We start from the raw sequence: 16,013 nt of genomic DNA on the forward strand, positions 1-16,013 counted from the left end.
AGTTTGTATTAGTATTGTCTTACTAAAAAAATATAGAAAGAAAGCAGCTAAAACCGTTTATTTTTAGCTGCTTATTGTCGTTGCTTTATTTATTAAATCGTACCTTCGTAACCATTTTGACGAGCTTCTGACTCATCTTTTATTTCGCTGCGCATTGCTTCGATACTTACTTCGCGATTGTGATTTTTTTGCTGAATGCGCTGACGCTCTTCTTCATTGCTGCATGCAGCAGCTTCTTCTGCTTCTTCAATGTTTTTCATTGTATTTTGCACCATTGTTTGTAATTTTTCAACGTTATCACTGCGATCGTCTAGATTCGGTTTATTCCATGCCATTGTATCTTCCTCCTCAAAATAACTTTGTTACAATTGTAGTATGCCGGATTTGTTCATCTCTATAAGTGGAAAAAAATGATTTTAGTTTACATAATATAATTATAATTAAGTTAAAATGTATATATAAAACATACATAATATGGTAATATATACATACAAAGGGGGAATCTCTATGACTAAACGAATGATAACATTACTAAGCGTCATCTTTATTGCAGTGCTTGCCGTATTTTTTATGTCGCAAACCTCATTGGCATCAAAATTGACTGCAAGTGCCTTTATGAAGCCTCATCATTACTCAAAACATGAAGAAAAAATGTTAGCTGTGACAAACCTGGACTACAAAAGCAATATCATTGCATACGATGTGAAAGCTCCTAGTGACGCAAAAGAAGCTTATGTAAAAGCTACTTACTACGAAAAGGGAAAAGCCAAAGAACCTTTATTTTCAGGAGGGTTGACTGTTTCAAAAGAATTTGACATGTTTGCTATTACATATAAAATCGATGATGATACTCACAAAGTTATGTTTAATGTAGGCAGCAACGATACAAACCTAGGAATAGAAGCGGAAAAGCAAAAAAAAATGAACGGCTATTCCTTTACTGGATTAGAGAAAAAACAAACGGTAAAAATGAATAAAACATATCCAATTGCTGCTTTATTTGGTGACGATGGCAGTGGCATACGAGTTGCTCCGCTTTCAACCGACGATGAAGAAGTCGTTAAAGAGCTTATTTCGAGCAATCCTTACGTTTATTTATTCACAGTAGAATTCAAATAATAAAAAGTCGCTGAATTCAGCGACTTTTTATTCATTCACCTTTGGTTTGAATAACTTGAGGATGCTTGCCGGATGTATCTTGCATTTGTTTTCCATTATTTCCACCAGCTTCTCTCGGTTGAGTGCCGATGTGATTCGGAACAAAAGGTTTGCTTTGTTTTTTAGGATTTCCCATGCTTATCCCCTCCTCACCGTTACTCTAACCAACTTACTTTAAAGTTATTCAGCTCTTTCAAGCATACGATCTTCTAACCGCTTTTCAATTTCCATTTCAATGCGTTCAATTTCTGACTGATCTTTTAACAGCTGCGTTTTATTTTCTTGCACTAACTCTTCAAATGAACGTTTGCGTAATTTTCTCATGATCACAACACCTACTTTATGTAATTTTTATGAAAAATCTGAAAAATCTAAAGAAACTGATATCATATAACTATCTATATTGTAACCAATTTGTCAGATAAGTAAACATACTTTTTGAAAAGTTGTAAGAAAGTTTGACATGTTTACTGACTTATCTATATATACGATGATAAAGTAAATAAGTTTCATGTTTAATAAAACAAGCAGCGAAGTTAATTCGCTGCTTGTTGAGCAAAGTTTTCCATTTGTTTAAGCGTCATTGGACCATTCACTCGTTGAACAATTTTCCCTTCTTCATCTATAAAGTAAGATGTCGGAATGGTGGAGACCCGATATTTTTTACTTCCTACACTATCTTGGTCGTCCAATAATACACGAAACGTAAACTGTTTTTCTTTAAGAAACTTAGATACTGCCTGTTTACTGCCTTCTGACGAAGTTAAATTAACCGCAAGTAGCTGTACATCGTTTCCATATTTCTCATAAAACGCTTGCATATCGGGCATTTCTTTTTGACACGGCGGACACCATGTTGCCCAAAAGTTTAAAATAACTTTTTTTCCTTTAAAGTCCGATAATTGAACGGATTTCCCGCTCGTATCTGACAGTGTAAACGGAGGCGCTATATCTTTTGATTCCAACCCATAAGCTTGACCCGAAGCCTGACGAGCACTATCGCCTTTTTTAATATTTAAATCCTTGTATTCGCTTAAGTTAGAATTATCGGATGCTTCATTTGGAGAAAGCCCTTGCCAAAGTGCGTAGCTAAGAAAGCCTACTAGAAGCAAGACCGCAATTATTTTTTTAACCATATGATCGGCTCCTTTATTTCTTCTAAAAAGTGATAATCTATGTACTAATAGATATGTGCAATATCTACTAAAATAATCCTTTTATAGGGCATTTTCTTTTATAATATAGCATATTTCCCTCTCACTTTTTGTCGAAAACGGTGCGTTTGCATAAAAAAAGAGCGGCTCACGAGAACCGCTCTTTTTCTTTATAACTTACGCATGTGTTTTAGACTGTAATTTATCACGAAGTACCATTTGAAGGATACCACCGTGGCGATAGTAATCAATTTCAACTTCACTATCGAAACGAACCAGTACTTCAAATTCTTTTTTGTTTCCGGCTTCATCAGTTGCTGTTACTTTTATAAAATCACGTGGTTTTACTGTTTCATCAACTGCTACTGCAATTGTTTCTTTTCCAGTTAAACCTAATGTATCCGCGCTTTCACCATCTTTAAATTGAAGAGGTAAAACACCCATTAATACTAGGTTTGAACGGTGAATACGCTCGAAGCTTTCAGCGATTACTGTTTTAATACCTAAAAGATTTGTTCCTTTTGCTGCCCAGTCACGAGAACTTCCCATGCCGTAATCTTTGCCTGCAAGTACAACAAGACCTGTATCTTGCTCTTTGTATTTCATACAAGCATCATAAATGCTCATTACGTCATTTGTTGGCCAGTACGTTGTCCAGCCGCCTTCTGTACCAGGAGCTACTTGGTTTTTAATACGGATGTTTGCAAACGTACCGCGCATCATCACTTCATGGTTACCACGACGAGAACCATATGAGTTAAAGTCTTTTGGCTCTACACCGTTTTCTTGAAGGTAAAGACCTGCAGGTGATGTTTTTGCAATTGAACCCGCTGGTGAAATGTGATCCGTTGTCACTGAGTCACCAAATTTCGCTACTACGCGAAGATCATTTAACGGCTCTACTTCACCTGGTTCTTCTGATAAGCCTTCAAAGAAAGGTGGGTTTTGAATGTACGTTGAATCATTCTCCCACGTATAAAGCGCATCTTCGCTTGTTTTAATTTCATTCCAGCGCTCGTTATCATCGAATACGCGCTCATACTCGTTACGGAATAATTCAGGCGTTACGGTACGGCTAACAACTTCTTTAATTTCATCTTGAGAAGGCCAGATGTCGCTAAAGAATACTTCATTGCCGTCTGTATCAATGCCGATTGGATCTTTTTGTAAATCTACATCTACTGTTCCAGCCAGTGCATAGGCTACAACAAGCGGTGGAGAAGCAAGGTAGTTACCTTTTACTAATGGATGAATACGTCCTTCAAAGTTACGGTTTCCTGAAAGAACAGACGTTACAAGCAAGTCGCTATCTGCAATCGCTGCTTCAATTTCAGCTTCTAATGGACCAGAGTTACCGATACAAGTCGTACAGCCATAACCTACTATGTTAAAGCCGATTTTATCTAAGTATGGGAGCAGCCCTGAATTTTGCAGGTAAGCCGTTACTACTTTTGAACCTGGTGCTAAAGAAGTTTTCACGTAAGCTGGAACATCCAATCCTTTTTCTACCGCTTTTTTCGCAACTAAACCAGCTGCTACTAATACGTAAGGATTTGATGTGTTTGTACAGCTTGTGATAGCCGCAATGGCAATGGCACCTGTTTTCATTGTTGTTTCTGAACCGTCTGCAAGCTTAAACGTAATTTCTTTATCCGCGTCTTTAGCATCAAGTCCGAAGCTTTGGTTGCTAACAGGAGCTGTTAAAGCCTTCTTGAATTCTGTTTGCATTTGAGAAAGTGGAATTAAATCTTGCGGACGCTTTGGACCAGAAAGATTTGCTTCAATCTCAGCAAGGTTAATCTCAACAACGTCAGTGAAAATTGGATCTTCATTTTCTGGTGTGAAGAATAAACCATTTGCTTTTGTATATTGTTCGACAACCTGAATGTCTTTTTCATCTCTTCCTGTTAAACGCATATATGCTAATGCTTCTGCGTCAACTGGGAAGAATCCACATGTTGCACCGTATTCAGGAGCCATATTAGCGATTGTTGCACGGTCAGCTAATGGAAGTTCTGCTACGCCAGGACCGAAGAATTCAACGAATTTTCCGACTACTCCTTTTTGACGAAGCACTTGCGTAACTTTTAACGCTAAGTCTGTAGCTGTAGTACCGTTTGGTAATTCACCAACAAGTTTAACACCGATTACTTCAGGAACTGGGAAATAAGAAGGTTGACCAAGCATACCTGCTTCCGCTTCAATACCGCCAACACCCCATCCTAAAACACCGATACCATTAATCATCGTTGTATGAGAGTCAGTACCTACTAGAGAATCAGGGAAAGCTACAAATTCACCATCTTCTTCAACAGCATGAACAACGTTTGCTAAATATTCTAAATTTACTTGGTGCACGATACCTGTAGCTGGTGGCACTGCACGATAGTTATTAAATGATTTTTGAGCCCAGCTTAAGAAATTATAGCGCTCTGTATTACGTTGAAACTCGAGGTCCATATTAATTCGTAATGAGTCAGCTGTACCTGCTTTATCAACTTGTACGGAGTGGTCGACAACGAGGTCTACTGGAATTTCTGGATTGATTTTGTCAGGATCTCCTCCTAAATCAGCCATTGCTTTACGAAGTGACGCTAAGTCTACAACCGCTGGAACTCCAGTGAAATCTTGAAGAATAACACGAGATGGTTTGAAAGGAACATCGATATCTTTAATATCTTTTGTTCCCCATTTTGCAAGGTTTTCGACGTGTTCTTTTGTAATAACACGGCCATCTACCTGACGAAGAACAGATTCTAATAATACTTTAATTGAATACGGCAGCTTAGATACATTACCTAAACCTGCTTCCTCTAAAGCTTGTAAGCGGTAATAATTATATGTGCTGCCATTAAGATCGAATGACGAACGAGCGTTGAAAACGTCTTTTTTAGTCATTACTTTTACCCCCTTAAAATTCTATGTATAAAGGATTTACTTACCCCATCCTCTATTCCCTTCACCATCTATCTTAATATAATATTATACATAAGTAAATAAAAAGAATGTTATTAATTAACATAAGTTTCACTTATAACCTTTTTCCATCCCCCTTTTATTTTTCTAATAATTCATATTTCATTGATTTTTACGCATGCTAGAAACGGAGGTGATTCAACATGGCTAAACGCAAGTCAAACCACGTCATTCCTGGAGCTAACGCGGCTAGCGCTCAAGGAAAAGGAGCGGGTTATAATGAAGAGTTTTCAAATGAACCATTAACGGAACAACAGAAACAAAATAATAAAAAACGCAAAAAAAATCAATAAAACAATCTCTTATTGGGTATACTAATCACTAGTTAGAAAAGCAAAATCGTTTAACTCCATGAAATCTAACGAGAAGGCGTCATTATATATGACGCTTTTTTTCTGTTCCCATTTCCTGTTTTTGTTAAACCTATTTTTAGAAAGGGGAATTTTTCATCGGATAAATTCCCTGTCGCTATCCTACCCTAATAAATGAAAGGGAGGCTTTAACTATGAACAAAAACAGCAGCAAAGACATCAGAAGAAATGCGCCAAAAAGCAATTCTGGACAGCCAGAACCGCTAAGCGGATCTCATAAAGTAAAAAACCGTAAGCATTCTCGCCAAAAACACAATAGCGGACATGATATGTAAAACAGCGGCAAGCTCTCTACAGAGCTTGCTTTTTTATGCGTAGAAAAGACAGCTAGTACTTCAAGCTTATTCTTTGCGCAGGAGTTCACTAAGTACATAAACGCGCATATGATAGTAAAGTGAAACAGTTTAAATAATGGAGGAACGCAGAAATGAAAAACAAGCGTCTGCCAGCAGACCAAATGTTTGTAAAAGGCTTTCAAGAGTTGTTAGAAGTCATGCTTTCAAATCCCTTTATGAGTTATTTAGATTATGATTCCGTTCGTATAGATTTATTTGAAACAGAACAATCATTTATTGTCGAAGCTGAATTATTAGGGTATCACCCTAAGGATATTATCGTTCAGATACAAGCTGACCACTTACAGCTGACAGCCAAAAAATACTGTATTAGAGAATTTCATGATGAAAAGCAAGGAACGCTTGCAAGAGAACAAATGGAAGAAAGCGTTGAACGTACAATCGACTTTCCATTTCCATTGATGAATAAAAAAATTACCGCTACATTTAGTAACGAAATCCTTGAAATTACGATTTCTAAACATGAGACAAATGAATCTAATCAGCAAATAGTCCCTATTGAGTTCCAATAAAGCTGGAGATGTTGTCTCTGCAGCTTTATTGGAACTATTTAATTATTTATTTATTTAGCACATAGTTTTTTAAGAATATTCTTCTTTTCAAAACAATGGGATATCTAATTGATTTTACGGCACACTACTAAAAAAAGAGTAAAAGGAGAACGTTTATGCTTCATACTGCTTGGAAAGGTAAAATCAGCTTTGGATTAATTGATATCCCTATTAAACTGCACGGAGCAATTGAAGAAAAAGATGTAAAGCTGCGCACGCTACACTCCGTTTGCCATACACCTATTCATCAAGAAAAACATTGCCAAACGTGCGGACGAGAAGTAGAATCCGATGAACTGATTAAAGGATACGAAACTGCGACCGGTCAGTTTGTTGTACTTTCACAACAGGAAATTGACAGTGTCAAAGAGCCCTTTACAGCAAACAAAGCCGTTGAATTGTTACACTTTGTTTCGTTAGATGACATTGATCCCCTGTTTTTTGATAAGCCCTACTATATTTCTCCTGGGGAAACAAGCCTAAAAGCTTATTACACTTTATTAAATGCACTTGAAATAACGAATAAAGTCGGTATTGCGGATGTATTTTTATATTCCAAACAGCAAATGGCAATTATTCGCTCCGTGGGCGGATCTCTTGTTCTTCACACGATGCATTTTGAAGAAGAGCTTCGTTCAGTCACAGATGTGCCTAACTTATCCAGTACTTCTTCCATTAATGAAAGTGATACACAAGTGACGGTGGAATTAATTGATAAGCTATCTACTTCTTTTAATCCATCTATTTACAAAAACAACTACCGAGACGCCTTGCAAAACGTCATTCAACAAAAAATAAATCAAGGCGAAGTTACAAAAGGCAGCGGAAGCGAAGAACGAGATATTCGACATTTAATGGAAATGTTAAAAGTGAGCATAGATCCTTCTACTTTACACCCGACAAAATCAACAGCAGAGAAAAAAACTTCATCCTTAAAAAAGAAAGCATAAAAAAGCTAACGAAGAAATTCGTTAGCTTTCATTTGCAACAGAAGTCTTAGGAACAATAGTTCCATATGACGCCGGTATTTTTAAATATTGCGTTACTTGATTATTTTCTACAAAGACAATAAAGTTATCTTTTTTATCTTTTCCAATACCTTTTGCTTTTGCTTCAGACCACGTGAAGCCCAGCTTTTCATTTACCTCACTGCGAGTCGTTTCCGGTCCAAAAACATATACTTTATCCCATCTAAAATCACATAATTCATTAAAATCAAGGATGGAAGCTTCTTCTTTACTTTGATTTGTTTTTTTAATTTCATTAATTACAGTTTGCTGAAGTTGCGCTTGGTTGCGTTCGCTGTATACCCTGTCAATAAAAAAAGTTGCCAATAGCGCTACTAACGTGAATAGTAGAATCTTTTTCACTTCGTTGTCCTCCTGAAACGTTCTCTGCACATGATACGACTTCTTTTCGATACGGTTTTATTCTCTACTATTCTAGAAAATTCAACAGGAAAATACAACTAAAATCTCGAAATGTCATCAAAACATAAAAAACTTAACACTATGTCAACGCATAAAAAAAGACTTGTTCACTTTCTATCTATTCACCTACTCAGCGATGAAAAAATGTGGTTCTACCGTACAAATAGCTTCAATAAATTCTTCTACTAACCCTTCTTCTCCCGGCAAAAAAGGCAGCGCGCCAACTCCAACACGTTCAATACTTTTATAAAAATGATGCTGCTTATAGTCCTCTGCTTTCCCTGGAAACAGCACAATCGCTGTTTGTACTGGTTTTATTCCATTTTCCTCTACAATAGCGTCTCGGTAACGGTGCATGGTATTAATATCTTCTTCTCTAGGTGAAGGCGTATCGTGATTTGGTTTGATACGATACTTAGCGTCAAAAAGATATACACTTTTTTTCTCCCCTTGCTTTACTTCAAGCAGTAAGTCAGGCTTTTGAATAACGGTATGAGTATGATGGTATGCTTTCTGATACCATAGCGTGACTTCTGCTTTCCCCACTTGAAAACGATGATAAGACGGCTGCATCCTGACGTTCAACCCTTGTTCTGTCGTTGTCATGATGTTTTGTTCTATCCGCTTGCCGTAAGTTTGCAACTTCTTTAAAAGACTAACATACGTCCAGTATTCGTAGAGAGTTGCGATATCTTTTAATGAAAGGTGGTAAAACTCTCCGTTAAGAGCCAATCCTCGCGTTAAGAACATAAAGTATCTGCTTGCCTCCCGGTAGCGGGGTGCCGTACGCAATGTAGAAGGAAGAGTTGAAGCTTGTAGGGTCTTCACCCGCTGCCAAAACGCATTATTTAACAGTCTTTTTAATTCGGTATGATTAGTTTCTAGAGCCGATACGGCTTCTTTTTTTACATATCTATCTTCTATCAATTTGTCAATTAGTGCAGTTAGCTTATGATACAGCTGCGTCATCATCCATTTTACACTTTGATTTTCCAGATTATCATAGGTAGACACGTGCCTGGTGCCAATCGCTTTTGTGGGTACTACTTTTATATTTCGATTAATTTTAATCCCCCTGCTTGAAGATGCAAGATAGGTAGGGTGGGTTCGGACAAATGATATAGCACGGCTATCTTGTTTTTTTATTTGATCGCCTCTCATGAGCTCATGTTCAACTTTTACCGATTGAAACGCCTGATTTTCAATCTGACGCACAGAATGAAGAAAGGGTTTCATATAGTGAGAGAGAACATGATAAAATTCCGTCCATGTTGCTTGCTTAGACCAAACAGATTTTGCTTCAATATATGTTTTACGAAGCATATCGTATGCCAAATCATGAATGTATCCGTTCACTTCATCGACCATGTTTACATAATCTGTCTTGTAGCTCATCTTTGAAGGGAAAATTTCAAGAGTAAAGGAGAGCTCTTTTTCTCTTTCGCTGTAAACATGAAACGTAGAATACCCTACTTCATTTTGAAAGCTTATATTTCCCGTCAGAATGTAGGGAAATCCTACGCTTTGAAAGCTTTGTTCAACTGCTTTTGAATCGTGGTTAACAACCAGGCTTGTTTCATTTTTAGAAACAACTGTAATTTGATAGGTTTCATTTTCAAAAAATAAAGGCTCAAGCGGCGGTTTTGAGGTCATCATGCCTTTTGTTCGATTTAATACTTTTACATGTCTAATTCCTTTTCCTGTACAAGAAAAAAACATCACTTCTTCTGCAGATTTTATTTTTTTCTTATTTTTCCCTTTTATAACCACCGTACACGTGTCAGTTTCAATTTCAACGTACGGTATTAATCCAAAATGACGTGTATCCGTATACTTCAAAACGTCTCATCATCTCCATTATTTTGCGTGCGCTTTTAGGAAATCTCATTCCATCTGCATTTACGACAGCTGTCTCAAATTCATCATCTAACAGCGTATTTGTACAGTAATAATAAAGGTTTTTTAATAAATCAAATGTGTACCCATCGCTTCCTGAAATACGAGGCAAAACTTTTTGCAAAACCTGAAAATCAAACGCCTGATCAAATGTAAGCATTCCACTTTTCACCGCGTAAATTAAATAAAAGCATATTTCGTCGCGTACGCGGTAACCTATTTGTAAATCGACTTCTATAAGCATCTCATTGACGGTTAGCAGTTCATTTGTTACTTCGTGAATGAGCTCAGCATGTTCAACATACGCATCTTTTAAGTGAACATATTGACTTTGAATTTGTACATTTTGAATGCCGTGCTGAGACGGATCTTTATCATCTAAAAAATCAAAAGAATCTAGTTGAATCTTATTTAACTCAATGGTGTTGGTACGATCTAACAACTTTTGGCTAAACCCATGAGTTGTTTCATCCATATTAATTGTACCGATAATGAGAAGATTGGATGGCAAATAAATATCTCGGAACATCTTATGTCCCGGGAATAACGGAGCCGTTTTGATTTTCCCTTTTGACCAGCTCCTGCTTTCCATCACGCTTAAAATGTCGCTAAAATAATGTTCAACTCGAGCTAAATTCATTTCATCCAATATGGCAACATATGTGTAAGCCGGATGCTGAATGGCTTGCTGCATAATCGACAGAAACGATCCTCTGCGAAAATCCCCTCTTAAATCAATATATCCTAATAAATCTGAACTATCGTGCCAATCGGGTCGAACCGGAATGAGCACTTGTCTTCCATTTTCAATCGTGGCACCGATACTATCTGCTAAGAGCTGAGCAAGCTTTGTTTTCCCTGTCCCGCTCATTCCTGATAAAACAATAAACGGTTTGGTCTTTAAAGCAAAGTAGGCGTTGGCTATATCATGTCGTTCATATGTAAATCCAGATTTCCTAATATACTCATGAATATGGACGATTGCGTCTTTGTCCCCCATCATCTCTTTGCTCATTCCGTATGTTTTTATATACTGTTCATGCATACTTAGCAGTAAATGCAAGTCCTCTTGCAGCTGATCATTGCTAGGTAAGTCTGCTATATTGTAAGGAAGATAAAGAGCTACTCTATCCTCAAAGCTTTTCGCTTCCATGCTTGTACCAATGACAATATGATTATCTTTCAATACGCGGGCATGTTCAGGAGTAAAAAATCGAATGTCTTTCAGATCTGTTCCTTCTTCTGAGTCTCCTCTCATCATGACCAAGTAAATGCGCTGACCGTCTTCACTGAATAAATACGCGACCATCACGTCACTCTCTATATTCTTATTCGCAAGGGTCACGTAAGGAAATGTTTCAGCGTGGTGTCCCGATATACGCATTTCTTCTCGATTTATATGCTCCAATCGATAAAGAGAAATCGGAAGCCTGCGTGTAAGCATATTTTCTATTTCATGTTTTACAAGTACGTCTCCACCCATTTGTTTATAATGTTCCGCTACATACAGCAGCCGCTCGCGCAAACTCATCGAATTCTCTCCTTTCTGCCTTCACTGCAGTTTGTAAAAATAAAAAGCATCGTCAACTGACCACGCAAAAGGTTCATTTCTTTTATTATAGACGCTTTCTTCGTATAGTAAGCTATTTTATAACGTTAGGAAACTCTACATTATTCTTTTCTCTACATACATGTTTATGTTCATTTTAATGAAACATGACAGAAAAGAAAAGCGTTAGGGGCTTAATGAATGAAGAGGCAATGATATGAACAGAAAAATAAGCAGCTTGTGTGCCCAAGTATAAAACACCCATTATGCTACATGATTATTTAACATCTGATGCTTTTGGCTGAGTAAAGAAAAAGATAAAAATAATAAGCGGCAGGGCGATAAGAAAAATACTCGTCTCTGAAGGTCTTACTGTAGGTATATCCGTTAATGACATTTTAATCAGTCCTTTGTAAATTTTTCAACTAAGTCAGGATTTACATAAAAATGTTTTGATACAGTACGATGAAAAAACTGAGAGGATTGATTCAGTTCACTTAATGCAGGTTCTGTTTTGGGAACGCCAAAAATAGGTCCGCTTACGTTAATGGTAAACCTTCCAGAAGAAATAAAGGCGCCCGACACATTGATCTGGTTATTAAGCAGCAAAGCCGCAAGAAACACATCAATCATATCAATAATAATATTAATTCCCGCATTTCCGTCTTTTCCTTCGATGCGACTGGTTCCTGTAATAGGTCCGCCTACTGAAACACGAAAAGCTCCGGGTGTCACAAATACTCCTATAATTGTTATTTGGCCAGTTAATAATAATATGGCTGTTACTACATCAAGATCTCGTTGAATGGCAAAGATAAGTTCCCTTTCTTTGTCAAAGCCGCTTTTCCATTCCACATTCTCCACACCCTTAGCACATACTATTCTAAACACGTGTAAGTGTTATTCTAATTCTGCTTTTTCTTTTCTCACTCGCGCTCAGAAAAGTGTAAAACAGATTTTACTGCGTCTTCAATTTCTTTATACCCTGTACATCTGCATATATTGGAAGCTAACCACTCCTTTATAATATCGTCACTGCCTGAAGGATGGCGTTTGGAAAGCAAATGAGCATTCATAATAAAACCCGATGTACAATAACCGCACTGAAAAGCAAAGTGTTCAATAAAAGCTTTTTGCATAGGTGAACTCTTCAGTCCTTCTATAGTCATTATTTCTTTCTCTTCTGTTTCTGCCGCTAACATGAGGCAGGATTTCATTGGCCGCTGATTTATCCCTACTGTACAAGCTCCGCAGTCTCCATTTAAACAGCCTGGTTTTGCTCCGGTAAGGCCCAGCTTTTCTCTTAATACGTAAAGCAGCGTATCTGCTGTTCGGATATCAGCCATTTTTGCTTCCCCATTAACCTTTAGCTTAACTGTTATTCTATACCCTTCATCTCTTAGCACATTACGTTCCTCCCAGCTCTTTGAAAATATCAATCAATAAATTTTCAATCACAAATTTGCGATATCGATCCGATCCTTCTCCATCATTTAAAATTGGAGCCGGTATATAATCAAGAGCAGTTTGAAGTCGATCTTCTAATGGAATGTCTTTCTGGTTTAGCACTTCTTCTACTTCAGCTGATCGAAAAGGAAACGAACATACTCCGCTGAAAGCTACTCGAATGTTTTCTTCTGTTTTTAAAGCTGCTACTGTAACTAGTGGATATCCTGTATCCCACTGCTGGCGCTCCTTTATACTCATATACGGGAGGTCAGCATACTTTGTTTCAACAAACACCTGAACAAGCAGCTCTCCTTTTTTTAGCTGCAAACGCCGCTGAAAAAGATCGTGAATCGAATGGAGCTTTATTCCACTGAGATCTGCCACTGCGAGTTGACTATCCGCTAGAAGGAGCGGCAATACGGCTTCTCGATAAAAGATATGCCCACAAATATTTCCTCCCAGCGTTATTTTATTTCGAGCCGTGTGATCAGCCACTTCGCTAGCAGACTTACTTAATAAAGGAAATACGTTTTTCTCTTCCAGTTCAGTCAACGTTACACCTGCACCAAAAATCATCCAGTCTTCATCGGCTTCTGCTTTTTGAAACTCGGGTATATTTTTTATATCAATGACAGCATGGGTAACAAACAAACCCAACCTGCCCAATGTCAGAATTTCAGTGCCTCCAGCATAATAACGCGGCTGTTTGCCTTGATTCTCTAACTCTTGAAATAAGGCAACTGCTTCTGAAACGGTAGCAGGTTTGTGATATTCAAAGTCAAATGAAATCATCAGCATTCCCTTCTTTCATTCTCCAAATTAATTCTGGAATAAGCGGAAGGTGGTTTAATTCTGTTTCTGCTGCCACCGTTAAGCTGTTTCCTAAAGAAGCCGGCATACCAAGCAGCCCGTGTTCTCCCACTCCTCTAGCTCCATAGGCCGCATCTAATTGAGGCGTATGAACAAAATCTACTACGTACTCCGGATGCTCTCCGTAGCGAAGAGGACGATATTTCCGAAGCTGAGGGTTTAAAATACGGCCATTTGAATCAAACCAAAATGTTTCTCTTCCGGCAAACGATAGGCCCATACTCATCGCTCCCATGACTTGCCCTCTTGCCATTTTCTCGTTTAACACGGTTCCTATGTCAATAACAGAGACTGCTTTTACAATACGATATCTATACGTTCTAGGGTTATATTCCACTTCAACTCCTTCAGCTGCTACCGTCCATTCAGGACCGGGACGCCCAGCTCCCGTTTCTTTATCCAAGTAGGTCATCCCTCTTAAAATATAATTGCCCCTCCCTATGATTTGCCCTCCAATTGCATTTCCGTTCGGATATTTATAGCCATATACAATTTCTTTAAAGGCCAAGGAGGTTTCAGGCTCATCCCGTAAAAAAACTTTTTCATTTTTTATTTCGATATCTTCCTCAGAAGCTCGAAATATACAAGAAGCTATCTTTTTTAATTGGTTAATCACATCTTCAGCCGCTTCTAAAACCGCTCTTCCTGCCATAAAAGTGCCTCTGCTAGCCACCGTTTTCCAATGTTCAGGAGTCGTTTGAGTATCTACTTCCATTCGCACATGAATACGTTCCACGGGCATTTGCAATTTTTCAGCCAGTATTTGCGCGAGCACTGTTTTTGTCCCCGTGCCTAATTCAATAACGCCAGACATTAAATTCACGCTTCCATCAGGATTGAATGTGAGAATAACACCTGAACCTGCGTTTGTTTCAATAGTGGAGGTTTTCCAGACGCAGCTAATCCCTTTGGCAGTAATAAGGCCGTTTTCATGAACTATTCTCTGCCCTTCCTCCCATTTCATTAGCTGCTTCAAGCGACGAATACATTCCGGTAAGTTACCAACGCTGCTAGAAGTTAAACGTACTTGCGTAGGCGTAGTATCACCCGGAAGAATAGCGTTTTTTTCTCTAAACTCCAAAGGATCTATACCTGCTTTTTTAGCAAGGATGTCCATCGTGCGGTCAAACGCAAATAATAGTTCCGAATGGCTAAATCCTCGAAAAGGGGAAGCGTAAGGGTGATTTGTATATACACATAATGAATCACAGAAAATATGTTCAAGACGATAAGGTCCCGTACAGTCAGCTGCTGCTGCTTTACTCAAGTCCGTTCCTTTATCTGCGTAAGCACCGCTGTCGAACAAATAAAGAATGTCAGCAGCCTGCAAGAGTCCCTCTTTAGAACAACCTAGCTTGATTTTGGCATCTAGACCTACGTGAGCAGGCGAAGTAAGCATATCTTCTTCTCTTGTGTTCAATATTTTAACCAGCCTTCCACCCACAGCTTTTGAAGCTAGATAAGCAAGCAGCTCCAGCTGGACAGCTGCTTTTCCTCCGTACCCTCCTCCTACTAGCGGTGTTTCAACGATCACTTTTCCCGCTTCAATTTCAAAATACTCACTGATTAATTTTTTGACCATAAAAGGAGCTTGAGAAGAAGTGATAATTTTAACTAATCCATTTGGAAGGATTTCAGCAGCGGCGCTTCTTGTTTCCATTGCCGCGTGATCTGAAGGAGATAAAGAAAATGTTTCTTCGACTATTAACTCACTTTTTTGCCAACCTTCTTCTATATTGCCTTTTCGAATTTTAACTCTGTTTGCTACGTTGGTGCCGGGTTCTGGATACACCGTTTCATCATGCTTGTAGATGTGCATATGTTCATGCACTAAAGGAGAATCAGGCTCAATAGCAGCGCTAGGAGAATGTACGACAGGCAACGGCTCATATTGAATATGAACGGAGCTCGCCGCACGCTCAGCGAGTGCAGGAGTTTCTGCTACTACCAGGACTACGGCTTCTCCGTGATACCGCACTTTTTCAAATGCAAGCGGTCGCCGGTCACGAACTCCTTCCCCGGTTAACGGCAAATGCTCACCCGTCACAACCGCGTGAACACCGGGAATAGCAATCGCCGCTTGGACGTCTATGGCTTGAATCCTTGCATGAGCGTAAGGACTGACTACTATTTTGGCATGCAGGGAGCCTTTAAACATGTAATCATTTGTGTATCGCGCCGTACCCGTTACTTTTTCCAATGCATCTTTTCGAATCACGCTTTTTCCAATGATCTCCACTCTTTTCACCTCCA

17 protein-coding genes are annotated in these 16,013 nt (G+C 38.5%); 5 read left to right on the top strand and 12 right to left on the bottom strand.

Annotated features, from left to right (window positions below; translation table 11 throughout):
- Positions 1 to 92: 92 nt before the first annotated feature.
- Positions 93 to 335, bottom strand: a complete 243-nt coding sequence (tlp, locus tag AC3WJG_RS14525) for a small acid-soluble spore protein Tlp (RefSeq protein ID WP_337134360.1) — start codon at positions 333 to 335, stop codon at positions 93 to 95.
- A gap of 172 nt (positions 336 to 507) precedes the next feature.
- Between tlp and AC3WJG_RS14530 the strand changes: the two genes are divergently transcribed.
- Complete coding sequence (locus tag AC3WJG_RS14530) at positions 508 to 1,119, top strand: YgaN family protein (protein ID WP_492588349.1); 612 nt, start codon at positions 508 to 510, stop codon at positions 1,117 to 1,119.
- Between the two features lie 31 nt (positions 1,120 to 1,150).
- On the opposite strand, the gene AC3WJG_RS14535 is transcribed toward AC3WJG_RS14530, so the two are convergent.
- From AC3WJG_RS14535 to acnA, 4 genes are all read right to left on the bottom strand, one after another.
- Positions 1,151 to 1,294 carry an acid-soluble spore protein N gene (locus AC3WJG_RS14535; RefSeq protein ID WP_013057251.1) on the bottom strand — a complete coding sequence of 48 codons (144 nt, stop codon included), beginning with the start codon at positions 1,292 to 1,294 and terminating at the stop codon, positions 1,151 to 1,153.
- 44 nt (positions 1,295 to 1,338) lie between these two features.
- Entirely contained in the window at positions 1,339 to 1,482 is a 144-nt protein-coding gene (locus tag AC3WJG_RS14540) for an FbpB family small basic protein (protein ID WP_013057252.1), read from the bottom strand.
- A 212-nt stretch (positions 1,483 to 1,694) separates the two neighbouring features.
- Positions 1,695 to 2,294: a TlpA disulfide reductase family protein gene (locus AC3WJG_RS14545; RefSeq protein ID WP_337134361.1), complete on the bottom strand. Its 600-nt coding sequence runs from the start codon at positions 2,292 to 2,294 to the stop codon at positions 1,695 to 1,697.
- Between the two features lie 195 nt (positions 2,295 to 2,489).
- The gene (gene acnA, locus AC3WJG_RS14550; protein ID WP_028408344.1) at positions 2,490 to 5,210 is read right to left on the bottom strand and encodes an aconitate hydratase AcnA; all 2,721 of its coding nucleotides are present in this window, start codon (positions 5,208 to 5,210) and stop codon (positions 2,490 to 2,492) included.
- Between the two features lie 221 nt (positions 5,211 to 5,431).
- Here acnA and sspO point away from each other — a divergent pair, with 221 nt between their 5' ends.
- The 4 genes from sspO to ku all read left to right on the top strand — a co-directional run bounded on the left by sspO (position 5,432) and on the right by ku (position 7,516).
- Positions 5,432 to 5,581: a small acid-soluble spore protein SspO gene (gene sspO, locus AC3WJG_RS14555; RefSeq protein WP_013083371.1), complete on the top strand. Its 150-nt coding sequence runs from the start codon at positions 5,432 to 5,434 to the stop codon at positions 5,579 to 5,581.
- 212 nt (positions 5,582 to 5,793) lie between these two features.
- Positions 5,794 to 5,934 (top strand): small acid-soluble spore protein P, encoded by a 141-nt coding sequence (locus tag AC3WJG_RS14560; protein WP_013057256.1) that lies wholly within the window; start codon positions 5,794 to 5,796, stop codon positions 5,932 to 5,934.
- 152 nt (positions 5,935 to 6,086) lie between these two features.
- Positions 6,087 to 6,527 carry an Hsp20/alpha crystallin family protein gene (locus AC3WJG_RS14565; RefSeq protein ID WP_013057257.1) on the top strand — a complete coding sequence of 147 codons (441 nt, stop codon included), beginning with the start codon at positions 6,087 to 6,089 and terminating at the stop codon, positions 6,525 to 6,527.
- Between the two features lie 155 nt (positions 6,528 to 6,682).
- On the top strand, positions 6,683 to 7,516 hold the full coding sequence (ku, locus tag AC3WJG_RS14570; RefSeq protein WP_102812803.1) for a non-homologous end joining protein Ku: 834 nt from the start codon (positions 6,683 to 6,685) through the stop codon (positions 7,514 to 7,516).
- A 21-nt stretch (positions 7,517 to 7,537) separates the two neighbouring features.
- On the opposite strand, the gene AC3WJG_RS14575 is transcribed toward ku, so the two are convergent.
- The 7 genes from AC3WJG_RS14575 to AC3WJG_RS14605 form a co-directional block, all read right to left on the bottom strand.
- Entirely contained in the window at positions 7,538 to 7,936 is a 399-nt protein-coding gene (locus tag AC3WJG_RS14575) for a hypothetical protein (protein WP_013057259.1), read from the bottom strand.
- A gap of 186 nt (positions 7,937 to 8,122) precedes the next feature.
- On the bottom strand, positions 8,123 to 9,835 hold the full coding sequence (locus tag AC3WJG_RS14580; RefSeq protein ID WP_102812804.1) for a DUF2357 domain-containing protein: 1,713 nt from the start codon (positions 9,833 to 9,835) through the stop codon (positions 8,123 to 8,125).
- Entirely contained in the window at positions 9,789 to 11,423 is a 1,635-nt protein-coding gene (locus AC3WJG_RS14585; RefSeq protein WP_492588352.1) for an MrcB family domain-containing protein, read from the bottom strand. Before AC3WJG_RS14585 ends, AC3WJG_RS14580 begins: the two co-directional genes overlap by 47 nt.
- Before the next feature lie 420 nt (positions 11,424 to 11,843).
- Positions 11,844 to 12,296 (bottom strand): hypothetical protein, encoded by a 453-nt coding sequence (locus AC3WJG_RS14590; RefSeq protein ID WP_025751732.1) that lies wholly within the window; start codon positions 12,294 to 12,296, stop codon positions 11,844 to 11,846.
- 71 nt (positions 12,297 to 12,367) lie between these two features.
- Entirely contained in the window at positions 12,368 to 12,847 is a 480-nt protein-coding gene (locus AC3WJG_RS14595; RefSeq protein ID WP_337134362.1) for a (2Fe-2S)-binding protein, read from the bottom strand.
- A 1-nt stretch (position 12,848) separates the two neighbouring features.
- Positions 12,849 to 13,682, bottom strand: a complete 834-nt coding sequence (locus tag AC3WJG_RS14600; RefSeq protein WP_028408338.1) for an FAD binding domain-containing protein — start codon at positions 13,680 to 13,682, stop codon at positions 12,849 to 12,851.
- Entirely contained in the window at positions 13,669 to 15,999 is a 2,331-nt protein-coding gene (locus AC3WJG_RS14605) for a xanthine dehydrogenase family protein molybdopterin-binding subunit (protein ID WP_492588354.1), read from the bottom strand. The genes AC3WJG_RS14600 and AC3WJG_RS14605 overlap by 14 nt, the downstream gene beginning before the upstream one ends.
- Between the last annotated feature and the right edge of the window lie 14 nt (positions 16,000 to 16,013).

It is taken from the genome of Priestia sp. FW507-14D1A, assembly GCF_058781295.1.

What these genes read in the sequence shown, in the direction of transcription:
- tlp (WP_337134360.1), bottom strand. Translation starts at nt 335, where the DNA reads ATGGCATGGAATAAACCGAATCTAGACGATCGCAGTGATAACGTTGAA.
- AC3WJG_RS14530 (WP_492588349.1), top strand. Translation starts at nt 508, where the DNA reads ATGACTAAACGAATGATAACATTACTAAGCGTCATCTTTATTGCAGTG.
- AC3WJG_RS14535 (WP_013057251.1), bottom strand. Translation starts at nt 1,294, where the DNA reads ATGGGAAATCCTAAAAAACAAAGCAAACCTTTTGTTCCGAATCACATC.
- AC3WJG_RS14540 (WP_013057252.1), bottom strand. Translation starts at nt 1,482, where the DNA reads ATGAGAAAATTACGCAAACGTTCATTTGAAGAGTTAGTGCAAGAAAAT.
- AC3WJG_RS14545 (WP_337134361.1), bottom strand. Translation starts at nt 2,294, where the DNA reads ATGGTTAAAAAAATAATTGCGGTCTTGCTTCTAGTAGGCTTTCTTAGC.
- acnA (WP_028408344.1), bottom strand. Translation starts at nt 5,210, where the DNA reads ATGACTAAAAAAGACGTTTTCAACGCTCGTTCGTCATTCGATCTTAAT.
- sspO (WP_013083371.1), top strand. Translation starts at nt 5,432, where the DNA reads ATGGCTAAACGCAAGTCAAACCACGTCATTCCTGGAGCTAACGCGGCT.
- AC3WJG_RS14560 (WP_013057256.1), top strand. Translation starts at nt 5,794, where the DNA reads ATGAACAAAAACAGCAGCAAAGACATCAGAAGAAATGCGCCAAAAAGC.
- AC3WJG_RS14565 (WP_013057257.1), top strand. Translation starts at nt 6,087, where the DNA reads ATGAAAAACAAGCGTCTGCCAGCAGACCAAATGTTTGTAAAAGGCTTT.
- ku (WP_102812803.1), top strand. Translation starts at nt 6,683, where the DNA reads ATGCTTCATACTGCTTGGAAAGGTAAAATCAGCTTTGGATTAATTGAT.
- AC3WJG_RS14585 (WP_492588352.1), bottom strand. Translation starts at nt 11,423, where the DNA reads ATGAGTTTGCGCGAGCGGCTGCTGTATGTAGCGGAACATTATAAACAA.
- AC3WJG_RS14600 (WP_028408338.1), bottom strand. Translation starts at nt 13,682, where the DNA reads ATGATTTCATTTGACTTTGAATATCACAAACCTGCTACCGTTTCAGAA.